The following is a 13,954-nucleotide window of genomic DNA, read 5'->3' as shown; positions in this document are numbered from 1 at the left end:
TCCCCGGGCGGCCCGGTCGGCGGTCTGCTTTCCTGCCAGCATGATCGCGACCGCAGAGCCGGGAGTCCCGGACCCCACCCGCACCGTGCCGCTGTCGCTGCGCGAGCAGGCCGACGTCCGGGACCGCTGGCTGACCCAGCGTCTGCTCGACGTGCTCCCTGGGCTGATGGACCGCGCGGAGATCGACCTGTGGGTGGTCATCGGACGCGAGTACAACGAGGACCCGGTGCTCCCGACCCTGCTGCCGGCGACCTGGCTGTCGGCCCGGCGGCGCACCATCCTGCTGTTCCACCGCAGCGACGACGGCGTCACGGCCGCGGCGGTCTCCCGGTACCCGGTCGGTCAGTTCCTCAGCTCCTGGGACGCCGACGAGCAGCCGGGGCTGACGGCGGAGGAGTCGCAGTGGACCGCCGTCCGCCGCTTCGTGGACCAGGCTGCGCCGCGCACGATCGGCGTGGACGTCTCGGCCACCTTCGCCCACGCCGACGGCCTGGCCCACACCGAGCACGACCTGCTGGTGCAGGCACTGGGCCCGCACGCGGAGGAGCTGGTCTCGGCCGAGCAGCTCGCGGTGGGCTGGCTGGAGACCCGGCTGCCCGAGGAGATCGCCGCCCTGCACGCCCTGAACCGGCTGGCCCACGAGGTCATCGACGAGGCGTTCTCACCGGCCGTCATCACCGTGGGCGAGACGACGGCGCTCGACGTCGCCTGGTGGATCCGCCAGCGCTTCGCCGACCTCGGGGTGGACGCCTGGTTCCAGCCCACCGTGGGGCTGCAGCGGGCCGGCAGCCCGCTCGCCGACGAGCGCGGCACCGTGCTGCCCGGCGTCCGCTACGACGCGGTCATCGAACCCGGTGACCTGGTGCACTGCGACGTCGGGCTCTCCAGCCTGGGCCTGATGACCGACACCCAGCGCAACGCCTACGTGCTCCGCCCCGGGGAGGGCGCCGCCCCGGCCGGGCTGGTCGCGGCGCTGGGCGTCGGCAACCGGATGCAGGACCTGACGACCGCAGCACTGCAGCCGGGCCGGACCGGCGACGAGGTGCTCGCCGCCGCCCGCGCCGCCGCAGCTGCGGCGGGCATCGACGGCGACGTCTACTCCCACCCGGTCGGGGTGCACGGTCACGGCGCCGGCCCGGCCATCGGGATGTGGGACCAGCAGGACGGCGTCCCCGGCGCGGGCTCGGCGCCGGTGCACCCGGACACCGTCTACGCCCTGGAGCTGTGTGTGCGGGTGCCGGTCGCGGAGTGGGGCGGTCAGCTGGTGCGGATGGCGCTGGAGCAGGGCATCGCGCTCACGGCTGCAGGCGTGGAGTACCTGGACCAGCGGCAGACCGAGCTGATCCTGATCCCGTCGGCGTGAGCTCGCCGAGGGGCTGCCCGGCGAGGTCGCTGCGCAGCCGGCGGACCTCCTCGGTCAGGTCGGCCAGCTGCGCACGCAACACGGCGTCGTCCGCCTCGTCCTGGGCATGGGCGGCGTCGGCGACCCGGCCGACGAACCAGGAGGCGACCGCGGCGGTGACCACACCGAGCAGGGCGATGCCGCCGACCATCAGCAGGGCCGCCACCAGCCGCCCCTCGCCGGTGACCGGGTACTCGTCGCCGTAGCCGACGGTGGTGATCGTGGTCAGCCCCCACCAGACGGCGTCCCCGTAGTCGGTGATGACGGCGTCGGGGGCGTCCCGCTCGGCGTCGTACACGGCCAGTGAGGCCATGAAGACGACGAGAGCGGAGATCGAGGTGACGTAGTAGGCGACCCGTCCGTGCAGCGAGACGGTGAGCTTGCGGTCGAGCACCCGGGCGACCCGGACGAGGCTGATGATCCGCAGCGGGCGCAGCAGCGGCAGGAGCACGGCCAGGCCGTCGAGCCAGTTCTGCCGGACGAACCGCCACCGGTGCTCGGCCAGCGCCAGCCGGATGACGTAGTCGGCCAGGAACACCGGCCACACCCCGACGGTCACCACCAGCAGGACCGTCTGCACCCAGCCCGGGAAGCCGGGCTGCAGCACCCGCCAGGCGTAGGCCACGACGAACAGCACGGCCACGACGACCAACGGCCACTGGCTGGCCCGCTCGTAGCGGGCCCGCATCTCCTCCCGGTGCACCCGGTCAGTGTCGCCGGGTCACTTCTCGCGCGCCTCGGCGGTCTTCTCGTCGTTGGCCTTCTGGATGGCGTCGACCAGTTCGTCCTTGTCCATCGTCGACCGGCCCTCCACGTCCAGCTCCTTGGCGACGTCGTAGAGGTGGGACTTGGAGGCGTTCGCGTCCACGCCGCCCTTGGTCTCCCGGTCGGTGTCCCGGCCGCCCTCGGCCTGGGGATCACTCGGCCCCTTGTGGTCCTTGGGTTCCCAGTGGTCGCCCACCTTCTCGTGCGTGTGCTTCACCGCGCTCCAGGCGACCTGGTTGGCCCGCTGCTCGTCGCCGTAGGAGTCGGCGGCGGAGTCGTGCGCCTTGGCGAAGGTCCGCTGCGCCTTCTCGTCCGAGCGCTGCAGGGTGCTGGGGATCTCGTCCTGCTTCGCGTCGCCGCTCTTCGTGGTCTTCGGCATGGCCGTTCTCCTCGGTCGTCGGGACGGTCGGCCTCGAACGGCTACCCGGTGGGGAGCCCGGCCAGTCACCGGGCTCCCCACCGGGGTCAGGCGATCCCGTCGGTCACCGCACGCCCAGCCAGCGGGCCTTGGCGAGGGTCACGGCCAGCGCCCAGTAGGCGGGCTTGCGGGTGTAGTCCTCGAACATCACGTTGGCCGCGCCGGTGCCCTCGAAGAAAACCGGCACCCAGGAGTACTTGTCGTTGAAGCCCCAAATGGTGAAGGAGTTGCAGTCCTCGACGCCGAGGCAGGCCTCCAGCGCCCAGCGGTACCAGTCGGCCTGCTGCTCCAGCTGCTGCTGGGTGGGCCGGCCGTTCTCCCCGAGGGGCATGCGGACGTCGAGCTCGGTGATCGCCGTCTCCAGGCCGAGGTCGTCGAAGCGCTGCAGGTTCAGCTCGAGCGTCGCCGGGAACGGGTACCCGAAGCTCAGGTGCGCCTGGGTGGCGAAGCCGTGCAGCGGCACGCCCTGGGCCAGGAGCTCCTGGGAGAGGGCGTAGTAGGCGTCGCTCTTGGGCCCGATGTCGTCGACCGCGTAGTCGTTGAGGAACAGCTTCGCCGTCGGGTCGGCCTCGTGCGCCCAGCGGAAGGCGTCGGCGATGATGCCCGGGCCGAGCGCGCTGATCCAGATGTTCTCCGGGCGGAGAGTCGGGTTCGGCCCGTCGGTGAAGATCTCGTTGGCGACGTCCCACTGCTCGATCTTGCCGGCGTAGCGGCCGACCACGGTCTGGATGTGGTCCTTGAGGATCGCGCGCAGCTCGTCCGGGGTGAAGTCGCCCTCCGTCAGCCACGCCGGGTTCTGGCTGTGCCACAGCAGGGTGTGGCCCCGCACCTCCTGCCCGTGGCGCTGGGCGAACTCGACGATCGCGTCCATGGGGGCGAAGTTGTACTCGCCCTGCTCCGGGTGGATGAACTCCCACTTCATCTGGTTCTCCGGCGAGAGGGAGCTGAACTCGCGCGCCAGGGCCTTGCGGTAGGTCTGGTCGTAGGTGAACGGGTCGGGGTAGTCCTGCTCGAGGTGGTGCCCACCCCCGGCGACGGCGGTGCCGATCTCCAGGTCGCGCGGCGCCACGTCGCGCAGGCCGAGCCGGTCGAGGGCCTTGTGGACGCGTTGTTCCACGGCATGGTCGGGAACCCGACCACGCTCCCCGGCCGCTGCCGGGGCGAGGGTGGCGCCGAGGAGGACGGGCAGCATGCCCACCCCCACCGCGCAACGGACGAACGTTCGGGACAGGGACCGCTGGGAGCGCATGGCGCAACCTCTCGTCGGCATCGTTGCCATGTCGGTAGTTTCCGGAAGTGCTGCGCGGCACATTACGAACCACCGACCGTCCTGACAACAGGTGCCCGGCGTGTCCTGGTGTCACCCGGCCGGGGCTGGTGGGCACGCCCCCTGGCCGTAGGGTGGGCCCGTCCACGAGGAGGAGGGGTCGGTGTCCGACACCCAGACGCGCACGGTCACCATCGCGGCCATCGCGGCCGAGGCAGGGGTGTCCGTACCCACCGTCTCGCGCGTCCTCAACGGCCGCTCGGACGTCGCCCCGCACACCCGGGAGCGGGTCGAGCGACTGCTGCGCGACCACGGCTACCGGCGCCGCGGGAGTCGGCCCCCCAACGCCGCCCGACTGATCGACCTCGTCTTCAACGACCTCGACAGCCCCTGGGCGGTCGAGATCATCCGGGGCGTCGAGGACGCCGCCCACGCCGAGGGGGTGGGCACCGTCGTCACCGCGATCCACCGGCGGGCCAGCGACACCCGCTCGTGGCTGGACAACCTCGCCGGGCGGAACAGCGACGGCGCGATCCTGGTGACCAGCGACGTCGACCCGTCGCTACACGCGGAGCTGCGCCGGCTGCACGTGCCGGCCGTGGTGATCGACCCGGCCGGGGTCCCGGAACTGGACGTGCCGACGATCGGTGCGACCAACTGGGCCGGCGGCCTCACCGCCACCGAGCACCTGATCGGCCTGGGCCACCGCCGGATCGGCGTCGTGGCCGGCACGCCCACCCTCCTGTCCAGCCGGGCCCGCCAGGACGGTCACCGTGCCGCGTTGGAGGCGGCCGGTCTCACCGTCGATCCCGAGCTGCACCATGTCGGCGACTTCAGCCACGAGGCGGGTTTCCGTGCGGCGACCGAGCTGCTGCAGCTGCCCGAGCCGCCCACCGCCATCGTGGCCGCGAACGACCAGATGGCCTTCGGGGTGTTCGAGGCGGTCCGTCGCGCGGGGCTGCGGGTGCCCGAGGACGTCAGCGTGATCGGCTTCGACGACCTGCCCGTGGCCCAGTGGTCCTCCCCGCCGCTGACCACGGTGCACCAGCCGCTGTCGGAGATGGGGTCGCTCGCCGCCCGCACCGTCCTGCGGTTGGTGCGGGGCGAGCACCTGGAGACCCCCCGGCTGGAGCTGTCGACGCGGCTCGTCGTCCGGGAGAGCACCGCCCCGCCCCGCTCCGTGGGCTGAGCGGCGCCCTGCCTAGGGCAGGTCGGCGGTCTCGGCGGACTGCCGGTGCCCGCCCTGCGCGTCGTCGGGGTCGGCGTGCACGGTGCGCTCCTCCGACTCGGCGAGGATGACCGCGGCCTGCACTTTGGGGTCCAGGCCGTCGTTGGTGGGGTCGGTGTCACCCTCGACGGACTGCTCCTCGGGCAGCAACTGCGCCCGGGTCTCGACGTTGTGCTCGGTGACGTTGGCGATCGCCTCGGGGGACGGGTCCTTCATGGAGGGCATGGTGCTGCCCTACCCACGTCCCCCGAGCCGACGCCTGCTGATCAGAAGCGCTGTTGCTCGGTGTGGATCCCGAGGGCCTCAGCGACCTCCTGGACGTTGGTGAACTCGGTGCCGGCCGGCAGCCGGTTCAGGTCGGCGAGCACGCGGTCCTGGGCGTTCGACTCCTGGGCCTTGGCGACCAGGGTGGCCTTGTCGGCCGGCCACACCTCCTTGCCCAGCGCCTCGGCGATCGCGGCCCGGTGCTCGATGTCGGCCGGGTCGGTGCCGGGGGAAGTGGCGGGCTGGCGGGGGTCGGTCATGGGGTGCTCCTCGTCTCGATCGGCCGCGGCGCGGCCTGGGGGTGGGGGTGACCCGTGGGTCAGCTGGGGGTGGAGGCGTCGGTGTAGCGCAGGACGGCGGCCACCGAGACGCCGTCGGGCATCGCCGACCGCCGTACGACGACGACCGCCGCATCGCTGCCGACGGCGGCGCGCAGCAGCGCCTGGTCGACCGGGACGCGCTGGGCGTCGGAGACCCCCACGGCGGTCATGTCCGCCTCGTCCACGCCGATCTGCAACGGATCGGTGCCGACGAGCAGCTGCTCGTCGTCGGCCTGGTCGGCGAGCACCAGGGTCTCGACCTGGGCCTTGCGCAGAGCCTCGACGACCGACGCGGTGCCGGTGACGGCCAGTCCGTGGGCAGAGGCCGCCTGGACCTGCTCCACCGCTCCCGCCTGCCCGTGCCCCTCGTACTCGGCGACGAGCTCCAGCGCCCGGCGCTCGATCGGCGCGCGGTCCGCCCCGGCGGCGCGGCCGCCCTCCTCCATCGAGATCAGGATGTCGCCGACCTCCTTGCTGGCCTTGTCGGCGATCAGCTGACGGGCCCGGACGTCCCCGGCGACCAGGACGAACTGGGCGCCGCTCCCGGTGACCAGCCGGTGGAGGTGGTCGGCCACCTGACCGGCGTTCTCCTCCCACTGGTTCTCCGCGGTGTGCATGTAGGTGTTGTGCGCCCACCCGCCGACCTTGACCTTGCGCATGTGGAAGGTGTCGCCCTCGACGGTCTCCTCGTCCGTGGGGCGCCCGGGCGTGGTGGCCACCGAGAGGTCGGCGCCGACCCGGTCGGCGACGACGACCACGTGCGGCACCCGGCCGGCCAGCTGGCGCAACACCGGCAGCAGGTCCGGGTGGGGCGACCAGCGGGCGACCGGGTCGCGCGGGACGTCGGCCAGCGCCTCGTCCAGCACCACGGAGCCGTCGGCGGCCACGATCAGGGCGCGGCCGCGCAGGGTGGCGATCTCACCACCGTCGTTGGCCTGCAGCAGCTGACTGCGCACCGACTCGACCACCCCCTCGGGTGCGCCGCCGGCGGCCAGCTCCTCGCAGACCGCGCGGACTCGCAGTTCGACCTCGGCGTCGGCGTTCTCGGTGGTGTGGGTGACATCGGCGCAGATCGTGGCGTACGGGCCCGGCGCGCTGAACACCTGTTCCAGGAAGGTCACGTCCATGGGACGGGTGGCTCCTTCGATGTGGTCGATGGAAACGGACGGGGCCGGAGACTCGGCCCCGAGCGGTGCGTCGTCGCGGCCTACCCACCGGTCCGGTCGTCTCACACCCGGGTGTGTCAGCGGGCCCGGTCCGGGTAGGCGGTCCGGGACACGTTCCCGCAACCGGAAGGAGCTGGGATGCCCGAGCACGACACCCTCCCGCTGCCCGACTACGACCATCTGCCGGTGGGGAGCCTCACCTCCCGCATTCGCACCCTGGCCGTCGACGACCTGCGGACCCTGCTCACCTATGAGCAGGCCCACGCCAACCGGGTGCAGGTGGTGCAGGCGATGAAGCACCGACTGGCCGACCTCGAGGCCGGCGCCCAGCCCTCCGGTGGAGACCCCGCCGCCGCCCAGCCCGAGCACGCTCCCGCGCCCTCGGGTGGCTCGCAGGTCTCCGAGGCGACCACCGGCCCGAAGATCAACCCGCCGTCCCAGGGCGACCCGACGAACCCCGCCCAGCCCCGCTCCACGGGCTGACCGGCCGCTATCAGTGACGGGCCGGCCGCCGGGCTCTCCGGACGGCGGCCGGCTCAGTCGCTGAAGGCCGCCACGATGTCCATGACGGCCGGCCCGAGCAGGACGATGAACAGGGTCGGCAAGATGCAGAGGATCAGCGGGAAGATCACCTTGACCGGGATCTGCATGGCCTTCTCCTCGGCCCGCTGGCGGCGCTTGAGGCGCATCTCCTGGGCCTGGGTCCGCAGCACGTCGGCGATCGAGACCCCGTACTGGTCGGCCTGGACCACCGCGCGGATGAACCGGCGCAGGTCCGGGACGGCGGTGCGCTCGGCGAGAGCGAGGTAGGCCTCCCGGCGGGGCTGGCCGACCGCGATGTCCTGGAGGGTGCGCACCAGCTCCTCGGCGAGCGGGCCGGTGCCGTTCTTCCCGGCCCGGGCCATCGCCGACTCGAAGCCCAGCCCCGCCTCCACGGCGATGGTCATCTGGTCCAGCGTGTCGGCCAGCTCCAGGCTGATGGCCTGCTGCCGCTCCTGCCCGCGGCTGTACAGCAGCAGCTCCGGCACGAAGTAGGCCACGCCGGTCACCGCCACGGCGAGGAGGCCGGGCAGGAGACCAGGGCGACCGGAGACGACCACGAGCCCCAGGCCCGCAGCAACGACGGCGAGCACCAGCTTCGCCGCGATGAGCCGGGGCAGCGGCCAGGCCGCCGGGCGGCCGGCGGTGCCGGCCAGCCGGTTGAGCCGGGCGACGGTGCCGCGCGGCGTCAGCGCCCGGACCAGGCCGGCGCCCGCCCGGGACCCGGACCGGGCCGCGGAGGCAGAGCCCAGGTCCAGACCGCGGGTGAGGTTCTCCCGTGCCTGGACAGCGGCCGGCGCGGGTCGGCTGAGGGTGGCCCAGCCGAGCACCGGCAGCGCGAGGGCCAACGCGACGGCGGCCGTCAGCACGACGAGGGGCAGGTCCATCATCAGAACCGGATCGCCACGGTCTTCTTGAGCCAGAAGCCGCCGACGGCCATCATCACCGCGGCCACCGCGAGCATGGCGTAGCCGGCGAGGCTCTGGGTGAACTTGGCCAGGTAGGCCGGGTTGGTCACCGAGAGGAAGGCGACGATGCCGAACGGCAACGCCATCAGCACGGTCGCCGACAGCTTCCCTTCCGCGGACAGCGCCTTCACCTGACGGCGGATCGCGTTGCGCTCCCGGATGGTGTGGCCGACCGCGTCCAGCACCTCCGCGAGGTTCCCGCCCACTTCCCGGTGGATGGCGATGGCCTGCGCGACCCAGACGAAGTCGTCGCTGCCCATCCGCGCGGCCACCTCGTCCAGGGCGTCGCTGAGGTCGCGTCCCACCCGGGTCTCGTTGACGATCCGGGCGAACTCCTCCGACGTCGGCGCCTCGGCCTCGTGGGACACCGAGTCGACCGACCGGAGCAGGCTGTGCCCGGCCCGCAGGCTGCTGGCCATCAGCTGCAGGGAGTCGTCGAGCTGGTCGGCGAACGCGGCCCGCCGTCGTGCGGCCCTGACCTTCAGCAGCAGCCTGACACCCAGTGGCCCGGCAAGGGCGGCGAGGACGCCGAGCACCGGCCCGCCCAGCAGCGCCCCGGTGGCACCCAGGCCGAGCGTGGCCACGCCGACCAGCAGGACGAAGTCCGGCAGCGCCGTCGCGATCCCTGCCCGCTCCAGCGCGGCGGTGCCCGAGGCCGCCCGGCCCCGCCTCTCCAGCACCCTGCCCACCGCCGCACCGGCGGCCGCCCCGGCACCGGCGAGCGCGGAGGACGGCGGCGCGGTGGCCGGGTCCAGCCGGCTGAGCGGGACCTGGGCGGGGCCCGCGGGCAGGACGACGAGAGCCGTCAGGAGCAGCGCGGCCAGCACAGCCGACACGCCCAGGACGAGGAACGCCGAGGCCATCAGGACCAGCTCCGCTGGCGGGGGACCTCCGGAGCGCCGAAGACCCGCGGGGAGAGCGTGATCCCGAGGTCGTCGAACTTGTCGGTGAACCGCGGGCGGACCCCGGTGGGCACCGGCTTGCCGAGGAACTTCCCGTGTGCGTCGACGCCCGCGGAGTAGTCGAAGAGGAAGGCGTCCTGCAGGGTGACCGTCTCCCCCTCCATGCCCTGCACCTCGGTGACGTGGGTGACCCGCCGGCTGCCGTCACGCAACCGGGTGATCTGCACGACGACGTCGACGGCGGAGGCGATCTGCTCGCGGATCGCCCGCAGCGGCAGGTCCATCCCGGCCATCAGCACGAGCGTCTCCAGCCGGGCGATCGCGTCGCGCGGGGTGTTGGCGTGGACGGTGGACAGCGAGCCGTCGTGGCCGGTGTTCATCGCCTGCAGCATGTCCAGCGACTCACCACCGCGGCACTCCCCCACCACGATGCGATCGGGTCGCATGCGGAGTGAGTTGCGCACCAGGTCGCGGATGGTGATCGCGCCCTTGCCCTCGATGTTGGGCGGTCGGGACTCCAGGCGGACCACGTGGTCCTGTTGCAGCTGCAGCTCGACGGCGTCCTCGATGGTGACGATCCGTTCGCCCTCGGGGATGAACGAGGACAGCACGTTGAGCAGCGTCGTCTTCCCGGTGCCGGTGCCACCGGAGACGATCACGTTGAGCCGCGCCGCCACGCAGGCGTCGAGCAGCTCGGCCATCTCCGGTGACAGGGTGCCGAAGGCGATCAGGTCGTCGACGGTGAACGGGTCCTTGGAGAACTTGCGGATCGTGAGCGTGGAGCCGCTGAAGGCCAGCGGCGGGATGACGGCGTTGACCCGGGAGCCGTCGGCCAGGCGTGCGTCGACCAGCGGCGAGGACTCGTCGATCCGCCGTCCCACCCGGGAGACGATCCGGTCGATGACCCGGCGCAGGTGCTCCTCGGAGGTGAAGCGCGACGCGGTCCGGCTGAGCCGGCCGTGCTGCTCGACGTAGATGGAGTCCGGGCCGTTCACCATGATCTCGGTGACCGCGGGGTCGTCGAGCAGCCGCTGCAGCGGGCCGTAACCCAGGACGTCGTCGGCCAGCTCGGCGGTGAGCCGCTGCCGCTCGTCGCTGCTGAGCGGGACGCTCTCCTCCTCCACCACCTCGTCGAGCTCGCCGAGCACGATGGCGCGGAGCTGGTCCTCGCTCAGGCTCGGGTCGTTCATCCGGCTGCCCATGCGCTCGAACAGCGCCTTGCCGACCCGGTCCTTGAGCCGGCTCAGGGCGTCGGGGACGGGCGGACCCGTGAAGCCGGCGGCGGGCGCGGTCGTCACCGGCGCGACCGGCGCGACCGGTACCGGCGCGACGGCGACGCCACGGGCGGCGTCCAGGCGGGAGGCGAGGTTCATCAGGACGCCGCCCGGTGCCGGGCGCGGACACGGCCGGGGCTGACCAGGGGCGTGGCGGCGAACCGGGCCACCAGTCGGCGCAGCTCCTTGGTCATCGGGTCCCGGCCGCCGCTCTGCAGCAGGGGCACCCCCTGGTTGGTCGACGCCGGCACGGCCGACGACCGCGGGAGGACGACGTCCACGCCGGTGCCGATCGTGGTCTCCACGTCGCGCACCGACAGCCCACCCTTCGGGTCGGCGAAGTTCATCACCACGTGCCGGCCGGCCGGGATCATGCAGAGCTCGCGGAGGACGTCGAGCTCCTTGCGCAGGCCGCGCACCCCGGGCACGTCCATGCTGCTGAGCATCACGACGTCGGTGGCCCGGTCCAGGGCGGCGAGCGTCTGTTCGGACAGACCCGGGGCGGTGTCGACCACGACGTAGCGGAACTCGCGGGCCAGCGAGGTGAGCAGCGCGGTGACGTCCGCGGCGGAGACGGTGTCACCGGCCGCCGGGGAGTCCGAGCCGCACACCGCGTACAGCCCGCTGGGGTGCCCGGTCAGGAAGGTCTTGAGCACCATGGTGTCCTGGCTCGCCGGGCCGTGCACGGCGTCGGGCAGCGTGTGCTCGGGCACCAGCCCCAGCGCCGAGGCGACATCGCCGAACTGCACGTCCAGGTCGACCAGCACCGTGGACTGCGGCGCGGAGGCGGTCAGCCCGATGGCCAGGTTGGTCGCAACCGTCGTCTTGCCCACCCCGCCCTTCGGGGAGGCGACGGTGATCACCCGGCCCGTGTAGCGGCTGGTGTCGTCGGCCGGGCGCAGCGCACGCCGCCGGCCGGCCGCGGCCTGCGCGGCCCGCTCGATGGCCGCCCGGATCTCCCCGACGTCGGCGCCGGGGTCCAGCAGGTCGCGGATGCCGGCCCGCATGGCGGCCTGCCACAGCTCGGGCTCCGGCCGGGTGACGAGCACCACGCTGATCCCGGGGCACTGCGCGTCCATCCGGGCAGCCAGCGCGAGCACGTCGGGAGCCGGCGCCCCCGGGCCGATCATCAGCACCTCCGGCAGCTCGCCGTCGGTGAGCTGCTCGAACAGGCGTGCCGGGTCGCCGGGCAGCCGGCCGGCCGGCAGCACGTGGACGTCGCCGTCGGCGGCGGCGGAGACCCGCCGGGCCAGCTCGTCGTCGGACGCGGCGAGCACGACGCGGCTCATGACCAGTCCTTTCCGTACACGTTGCCCGGGGTGATGACCTCGGTGCCGTCGATGTCGGCGCCGTCGGGTTCCAGGGAGAGCCACAGCGTGCCGTGCTCGGCGCCGAAGACGACGCCCTCGGCCTGCTCGGCGGTGACCGCCAGGGTGACCATCAGGCTGGCCGCCGGCGCCGCGGACCCGGCGGACGCGGTCTCGACGTCGGCTGCCTCCCCGACCGGCGCCGGGGCGCCCTGCACCTGGGTGACCAGCACGCGGTGCAGGATCACGTGCGTGCTGGGCGGGTCACCCACGGACACGAAGACCCCGACCGTGTCACCGGCGGCGAGCCGGCCGCCCACGGCGCGCTGGGGCTCGAGCAGCACGCTGACCTCCTGCGCGCCGGCCGGGACAGCGACCGTGCCCGGGACCTGCAGCTGGTCCGGGCGGGCGAAGCGGGCGGCGAGCACCTGCTCCCCCGGCTGCAGGTCCACGGTGGCCACCTGGCCGACCAGGTCGGCGAGGTCGGTGACCCGGCCCGCCACCGCGGCCTTGGCCGGCACCTGCTCCTGCCGGACCAGGGCGGCCAGCTCGGGAGCCGCCGTCCCTGCGGGGACGAGCTGGTCCACGACCAGCACCTCGACGGTCTGGACACCGGCAAGGGCACGGGTGTCGGCGCCGCGCACGTAGGCCACCAGGACCACCGTGCCGACGACGGCGAGGACCAGGGCCGCGAAGGCGGCCAGCAGTCGGCGTCTCACAGGAGCCCCTATCGGATGAGTCGGAGGATGTTGGTGCCGAGCGCGGGCGCGTCGGAGCTGTAGCTGAAGGCCTCGGAGAGGTCGACGAAGCGGGTGAAGTAGCCGCTCACGCACCGGTCGTTCCCGGAGCACGGCTTCGGGCTGGTGGAGAACTGGCCGCCGAAGTGGAAGCCGGTGAGCCGGAACGCCGCGTAGCCGTAGACCCGGTACCACGCGTTGTTCCCCGTGCCGTCGTACTCGTCGAAGATCGGCAGGAGCACGATCCGGTCGATCCACTGCGTCACGTCCGCCGCGGAGCACGACGAGGGCGGGGTGTTGCCCGTCGAGGAGTACGAGCGCTGTTCGACGGCGCTCGCCACGCTGCACGTGCCCGTTTCGGTGTCCAGGTACCCGAACCCGCCCGGGACGAAGTTGCCCGAGGGGCCGGTGCAGGACATCGCGTCCGCGGTCCCCTTGGTCAAGGTGATCGTGTGCACGGTGGTCGCCGACGGCAGACCGCCGTGGGTCTGCCGCTCGAACTCACACCACGAGAAGGTCAGCGGCAGCACCGCCGTGCCGGCGTCCGGGCTGCCCCAGCCGACGGTGGCCGAGGCGGTCACCCCCGTGGCGTCGTGCCCGATCACCGGCGCGAACCAGTGCTGCACCGGGGTGCTGCCGGTGACGCTGACACTGAGCGGGTCGCTCGACAGCACCGGCGGGGCGGCACTGGCGTCGCCGTCGTTGGCCTCGACCAGGGCGGATGCGGTGGCGACCATGTCCCCGCAGGCGCCGCGGGCGCAGTCCTGGGCGACGGCGAACGCGGCCGCGTCGGCCGCGACCTGGAGCCGGGCCCGCTCGGCGTAGAGCGCACCGACGTCGACCGCGATCGCGGCGAAGCCGAGCATCGGGACCATCAGCAGCGACAGCACGACGGCGGCGGCCCCGTGCTCGTCGCCGAGCCGGCGCGCCGTCCGGGAGGTGACCCGGGAGATCAGCCGTTGCACCGCATGACCCCCTTGGCGCTCAGGCTCAGACCCGACCCGAAGAACCCGGTCAGGTAGGGCTTGGGGTAGCTGATGGTCACGCTCACGTACGTGCTGCTGCCGATGCCACCGAGGAGCGGGCACGACGCGGGCGTGATCGTGATCTGCGCGTCGGTGATGTCCGGGTCCAGCGTGGCGGCTGCACCGCGGACGGCGGTGCGGGCGGCGGCCTGGTCATTCTGCAGGGCCATCGCCCGGGCACCTTCACGAGCAGCCGCGGACAGCGTCCCCTGCACCGAGAAGGCGTGCCCGAACTCGGCGATGCCGAGGACGAGCGCGATGAGCAGCGGGACGATCATCGCGAACTCCACCGCGCTCGCCCCGCGCTCGTCGCGCAGTCGGCGTCCGACCATGTCCCACCTCCTCGTTGTCCGGGCTGGTGCAGCTGTCCC

16 protein-coding genes are annotated in these 13,954 nt (G+C 73.1%); 3 read left to right on the top strand and 13 right to left on the bottom strand.

Features of this window, described 5'->3' with window-relative positions:
• Window positions 1-40: 40 nt before the first annotated feature.
• Entirely contained in the window at window positions 41-1,363 is a 1,323-nt protein-coding gene (locus IN07_RS07495) for a M24 family metallopeptidase (protein ID WP_052091002.1), read from the top strand.
• Here the strand turns inward: IN07_RS07495 and IN07_RS07490 are convergent.
• From IN07_RS07490 to IN07_RS07480, 3 genes are all read right to left on the bottom strand, one after another.
• The gene (locus IN07_RS07490; protein ID WP_064972381.1) at window positions 1,296-2,105 is read right to left on the bottom strand and encodes a potassium channel family protein; all 810 of its coding nucleotides are present in this window, start codon (window positions 2,103-2,105) and stop codon (window positions 1,296-1,298) included. The two genes, IN07_RS07495 and IN07_RS07490, sit on opposite strands and share 68 nt — an antisense overlap.
• Before the next feature lie 18 nt (window positions 2,106-2,123).
• Window positions 2,124-2,546, bottom strand: a complete 423-nt coding sequence (locus tag IN07_RS07485) for a ChaB family protein (RefSeq protein ID WP_036334800.1) — start codon at window positions 2,544-2,546, stop codon at window positions 2,124-2,126.
• A 103-nt stretch (window positions 2,547-2,649) separates the two neighbouring features.
• On the bottom strand, window positions 2,650-3,834 hold the full coding sequence (locus IN07_RS07480) for an endo-1,4-beta-xylanase (protein ID WP_036334799.1): 1,185 nt from the start codon (window positions 3,832-3,834) through the stop codon (window positions 2,650-2,652).
• 181 nt (window positions 3,835-4,015) lie between these two features.
• Between IN07_RS07480 and IN07_RS07475 the strand changes: the two genes are divergently transcribed.
• The gene (locus IN07_RS07475; RefSeq protein ID WP_036334798.1) at window positions 4,016-5,041 is read left to right on the top strand and encodes a LacI family DNA-binding transcriptional regulator; all 1,026 of its coding nucleotides are present in this window, start codon (window positions 4,016-4,018) and stop codon (window positions 5,039-5,041) included.
• A gap of 12 nt (window positions 5,042-5,053) precedes the next feature.
• Here IN07_RS07475 and IN07_RS07470 read toward each other — a convergent pair whose 3' ends face one another.
• From IN07_RS07470 to IN07_RS07460, 3 genes are read right to left on the bottom strand one after another with little or no spacing between them, the layout of a single operon-like run.
• Window positions 5,054-5,296 carry a hypothetical protein gene (locus IN07_RS07470; RefSeq protein ID WP_231558040.1) on the bottom strand — a complete coding sequence of 81 codons (243 nt, stop codon included), beginning with the start codon at window positions 5,294-5,296 and terminating at the stop codon, window positions 5,054-5,056.
• A 50-nt stretch (window positions 5,297-5,346) separates the two neighbouring features.
• Window positions 5,347-5,604 carry a DUF2795 domain-containing protein gene (locus tag IN07_RS07465; RefSeq protein ID WP_036334796.1) on the bottom strand — a complete coding sequence of 86 codons (258 nt, stop codon included), beginning with the start codon at window positions 5,602-5,604 and terminating at the stop codon, window positions 5,347-5,349.
• Window positions 5,605-5,663: 59 nt separating this feature from the next.
• A complete protein-coding gene (locus tag IN07_RS07460; RefSeq protein ID WP_036334795.1) occupies window positions 5,664-6,791 on the bottom strand; it encodes a baeRF2 domain-containing protein in 1,128 nt (375 codons plus the stop codon).
• A 177-nt stretch (window positions 6,792-6,968) separates the two neighbouring features.
• On the opposite strand from IN07_RS07460, the gene IN07_RS07455 reads away from it, so the two are divergent.
• Window positions 6,969-7,313, top strand: coding sequence for a hypothetical protein (locus tag IN07_RS07455; RefSeq protein WP_036334794.1), 345 nt, complete (start codon window positions 6,969-6,971; stop codon window positions 7,311-7,313).
• A gap of 53 nt (window positions 7,314-7,366) precedes the next feature.
• On the opposite strand, the gene IN07_RS07450 is transcribed toward IN07_RS07455, so the two are convergent.
• The 7 genes from IN07_RS07450 to IN07_RS07420 are packed head-to-tail and all read right to left on the bottom strand — an operon-like array spanning window position 7,367 to window position 13,915.
• Window positions 7,367-8,257, bottom strand: a complete 891-nt coding sequence (locus tag IN07_RS07450) for a type II secretion system F family protein (RefSeq protein WP_036334793.1) — start codon at window positions 8,255-8,257, stop codon at window positions 7,367-7,369.
• Window positions 8,258-8,259: 2 nt separating this feature from the next.
• Window positions 8,260-9,201 carry a type II secretion system F family protein gene (locus IN07_RS07445; RefSeq protein ID WP_036334792.1) on the bottom strand — a complete coding sequence of 314 codons (942 nt, stop codon included), beginning with the start codon at window positions 9,199-9,201 and terminating at the stop codon, window positions 8,260-8,262.
• Window positions 9,201-10,613, bottom strand: a complete 1,413-nt coding sequence (locus IN07_RS07440; protein WP_036334791.1) for a CpaF family protein — start codon at window positions 10,611-10,613, stop codon at window positions 9,201-9,203. Before IN07_RS07440 ends, IN07_RS07445 begins: the two co-directional genes overlap by 1 nt.
• On the bottom strand, window positions 10,613-11,803 hold the full coding sequence (locus IN07_RS07435) for an AAA family ATPase (protein ID WP_036334790.1): 1,191 nt from the start codon (window positions 11,801-11,803) through the stop codon (window positions 10,613-10,615). Before IN07_RS07435 ends, IN07_RS07440 begins: the two co-directional genes overlap by 1 nt.
• Window positions 11,800-12,540 (bottom strand): Flp pilus assembly protein CpaB, encoded by a 741-nt coding sequence (gene cpaB / locus IN07_RS07430; RefSeq protein WP_036334789.1) that lies wholly within the window; start codon window positions 12,538-12,540, stop codon window positions 11,800-11,802. The genes IN07_RS07435 and cpaB overlap by 4 nt, the downstream gene beginning before the upstream one ends.
• Window positions 12,541-12,548: 8 nt before the next feature.
• Window positions 12,549-13,523, bottom strand: a complete 975-nt coding sequence (locus IN07_RS07425) for a pilus assembly protein TadG-related protein (protein ID WP_052091001.1) — start codon at window positions 13,521-13,523, stop codon at window positions 12,549-12,551.
• Entirely contained in the window at window positions 13,511-13,915 is a 405-nt protein-coding gene (locus tag IN07_RS07420; protein WP_036334788.1) for a TadE/TadG family type IV pilus assembly protein, read from the bottom strand. The genes IN07_RS07425 and IN07_RS07420 overlap by 13 nt, the downstream gene beginning before the upstream one ends.
• Between the last annotated feature and the right edge of the window lie 39 nt (window positions 13,916-13,954).

The organism is Modestobacter caceresii (assembly GCF_000761485.1).
In the GTDB taxonomy this organism is placed as follows: Bacteria; Actinomycetota; Actinomycetes; order Mycobacteriales; family Geodermatophilaceae; genus Modestobacter; species Modestobacter caceresii.
Note: the sequence above shows the minus strand (reverse complement) of the source record. Positions and strands in the feature narration are given on the sequence as shown.

Excerpts from the sequence above, each read along its gene's own strand:
- IN07_RS07495 (WP_052091002.1), top strand. The coding sequence starts at position 41 with ATGATCGCGACCGCAGAGCCGGGAGTCCCGGACCCCACCCGCACCGTG.
- IN07_RS07485 (WP_036334800.1), bottom strand. The coding sequence starts at position 2,546 with ATGCCGAAGACCACGAAGAGCGGCGACGCGAAGCAGGACGAGATCCCC.
- IN07_RS07480 (WP_036334799.1), bottom strand. The coding sequence starts at position 3,834 with ATGCGCTCCCAGCGGTCCCTGTCCCGAACGTTCGTCCGTTGCGCGGTG.
- IN07_RS07470 (WP_231558040.1), bottom strand. The coding sequence starts at position 5,296 with ATGAAGGACCCGTCCCCCGAGGCGATCGCCAACGTCACCGAGCACAAC.
- IN07_RS07465 (WP_036334796.1), bottom strand. The coding sequence starts at position 5,604 with ATGACCGACCCCCGCCAGCCCGCCACTTCCCCCGGCACCGACCCGGCC.
- IN07_RS07460 (WP_036334795.1), bottom strand. The coding sequence starts at position 6,791 with ATGGACGTGACCTTCCTGGAACAGGTGTTCAGCGCGCCGGGCCCGTAC.
- IN07_RS07455 (WP_036334794.1), top strand. The coding sequence starts at position 6,969 with ATGCCCGAGCACGACACCCTCCCGCTGCCCGACTACGACCATCTGCCG.
- IN07_RS07450 (WP_036334793.1), bottom strand. The coding sequence starts at position 8,257 with ATGGACCTGCCCCTCGTCGTGCTGACGGCCGCCGTCGCGTTGGCCCTC.
- IN07_RS07445 (WP_036334792.1), bottom strand. The coding sequence starts at position 9,201 with ATGGCCTCGGCGTTCCTCGTCCTGGGCGTGTCGGCTGTGCTGGCCGCG.
- IN07_RS07440 (WP_036334791.1), bottom strand. The coding sequence starts at position 10,613 with ATGAACCTCGCCTCCCGCCTGGACGCCGCCCGTGGCGTCGCCGTCGCG.
- IN07_RS07435 (WP_036334790.1), bottom strand. The coding sequence starts at position 11,803 with ATGAGCCGCGTCGTGCTCGCCGCGTCCGACGACGAGCTGGCCCGGCGG.
- IN07_RS07420 (WP_036334788.1), bottom strand. The coding sequence starts at position 13,915 with ATGGTCGGACGCCGACTGCGCGACGAGCGCGGGGCGAGCGCGGTGGAG.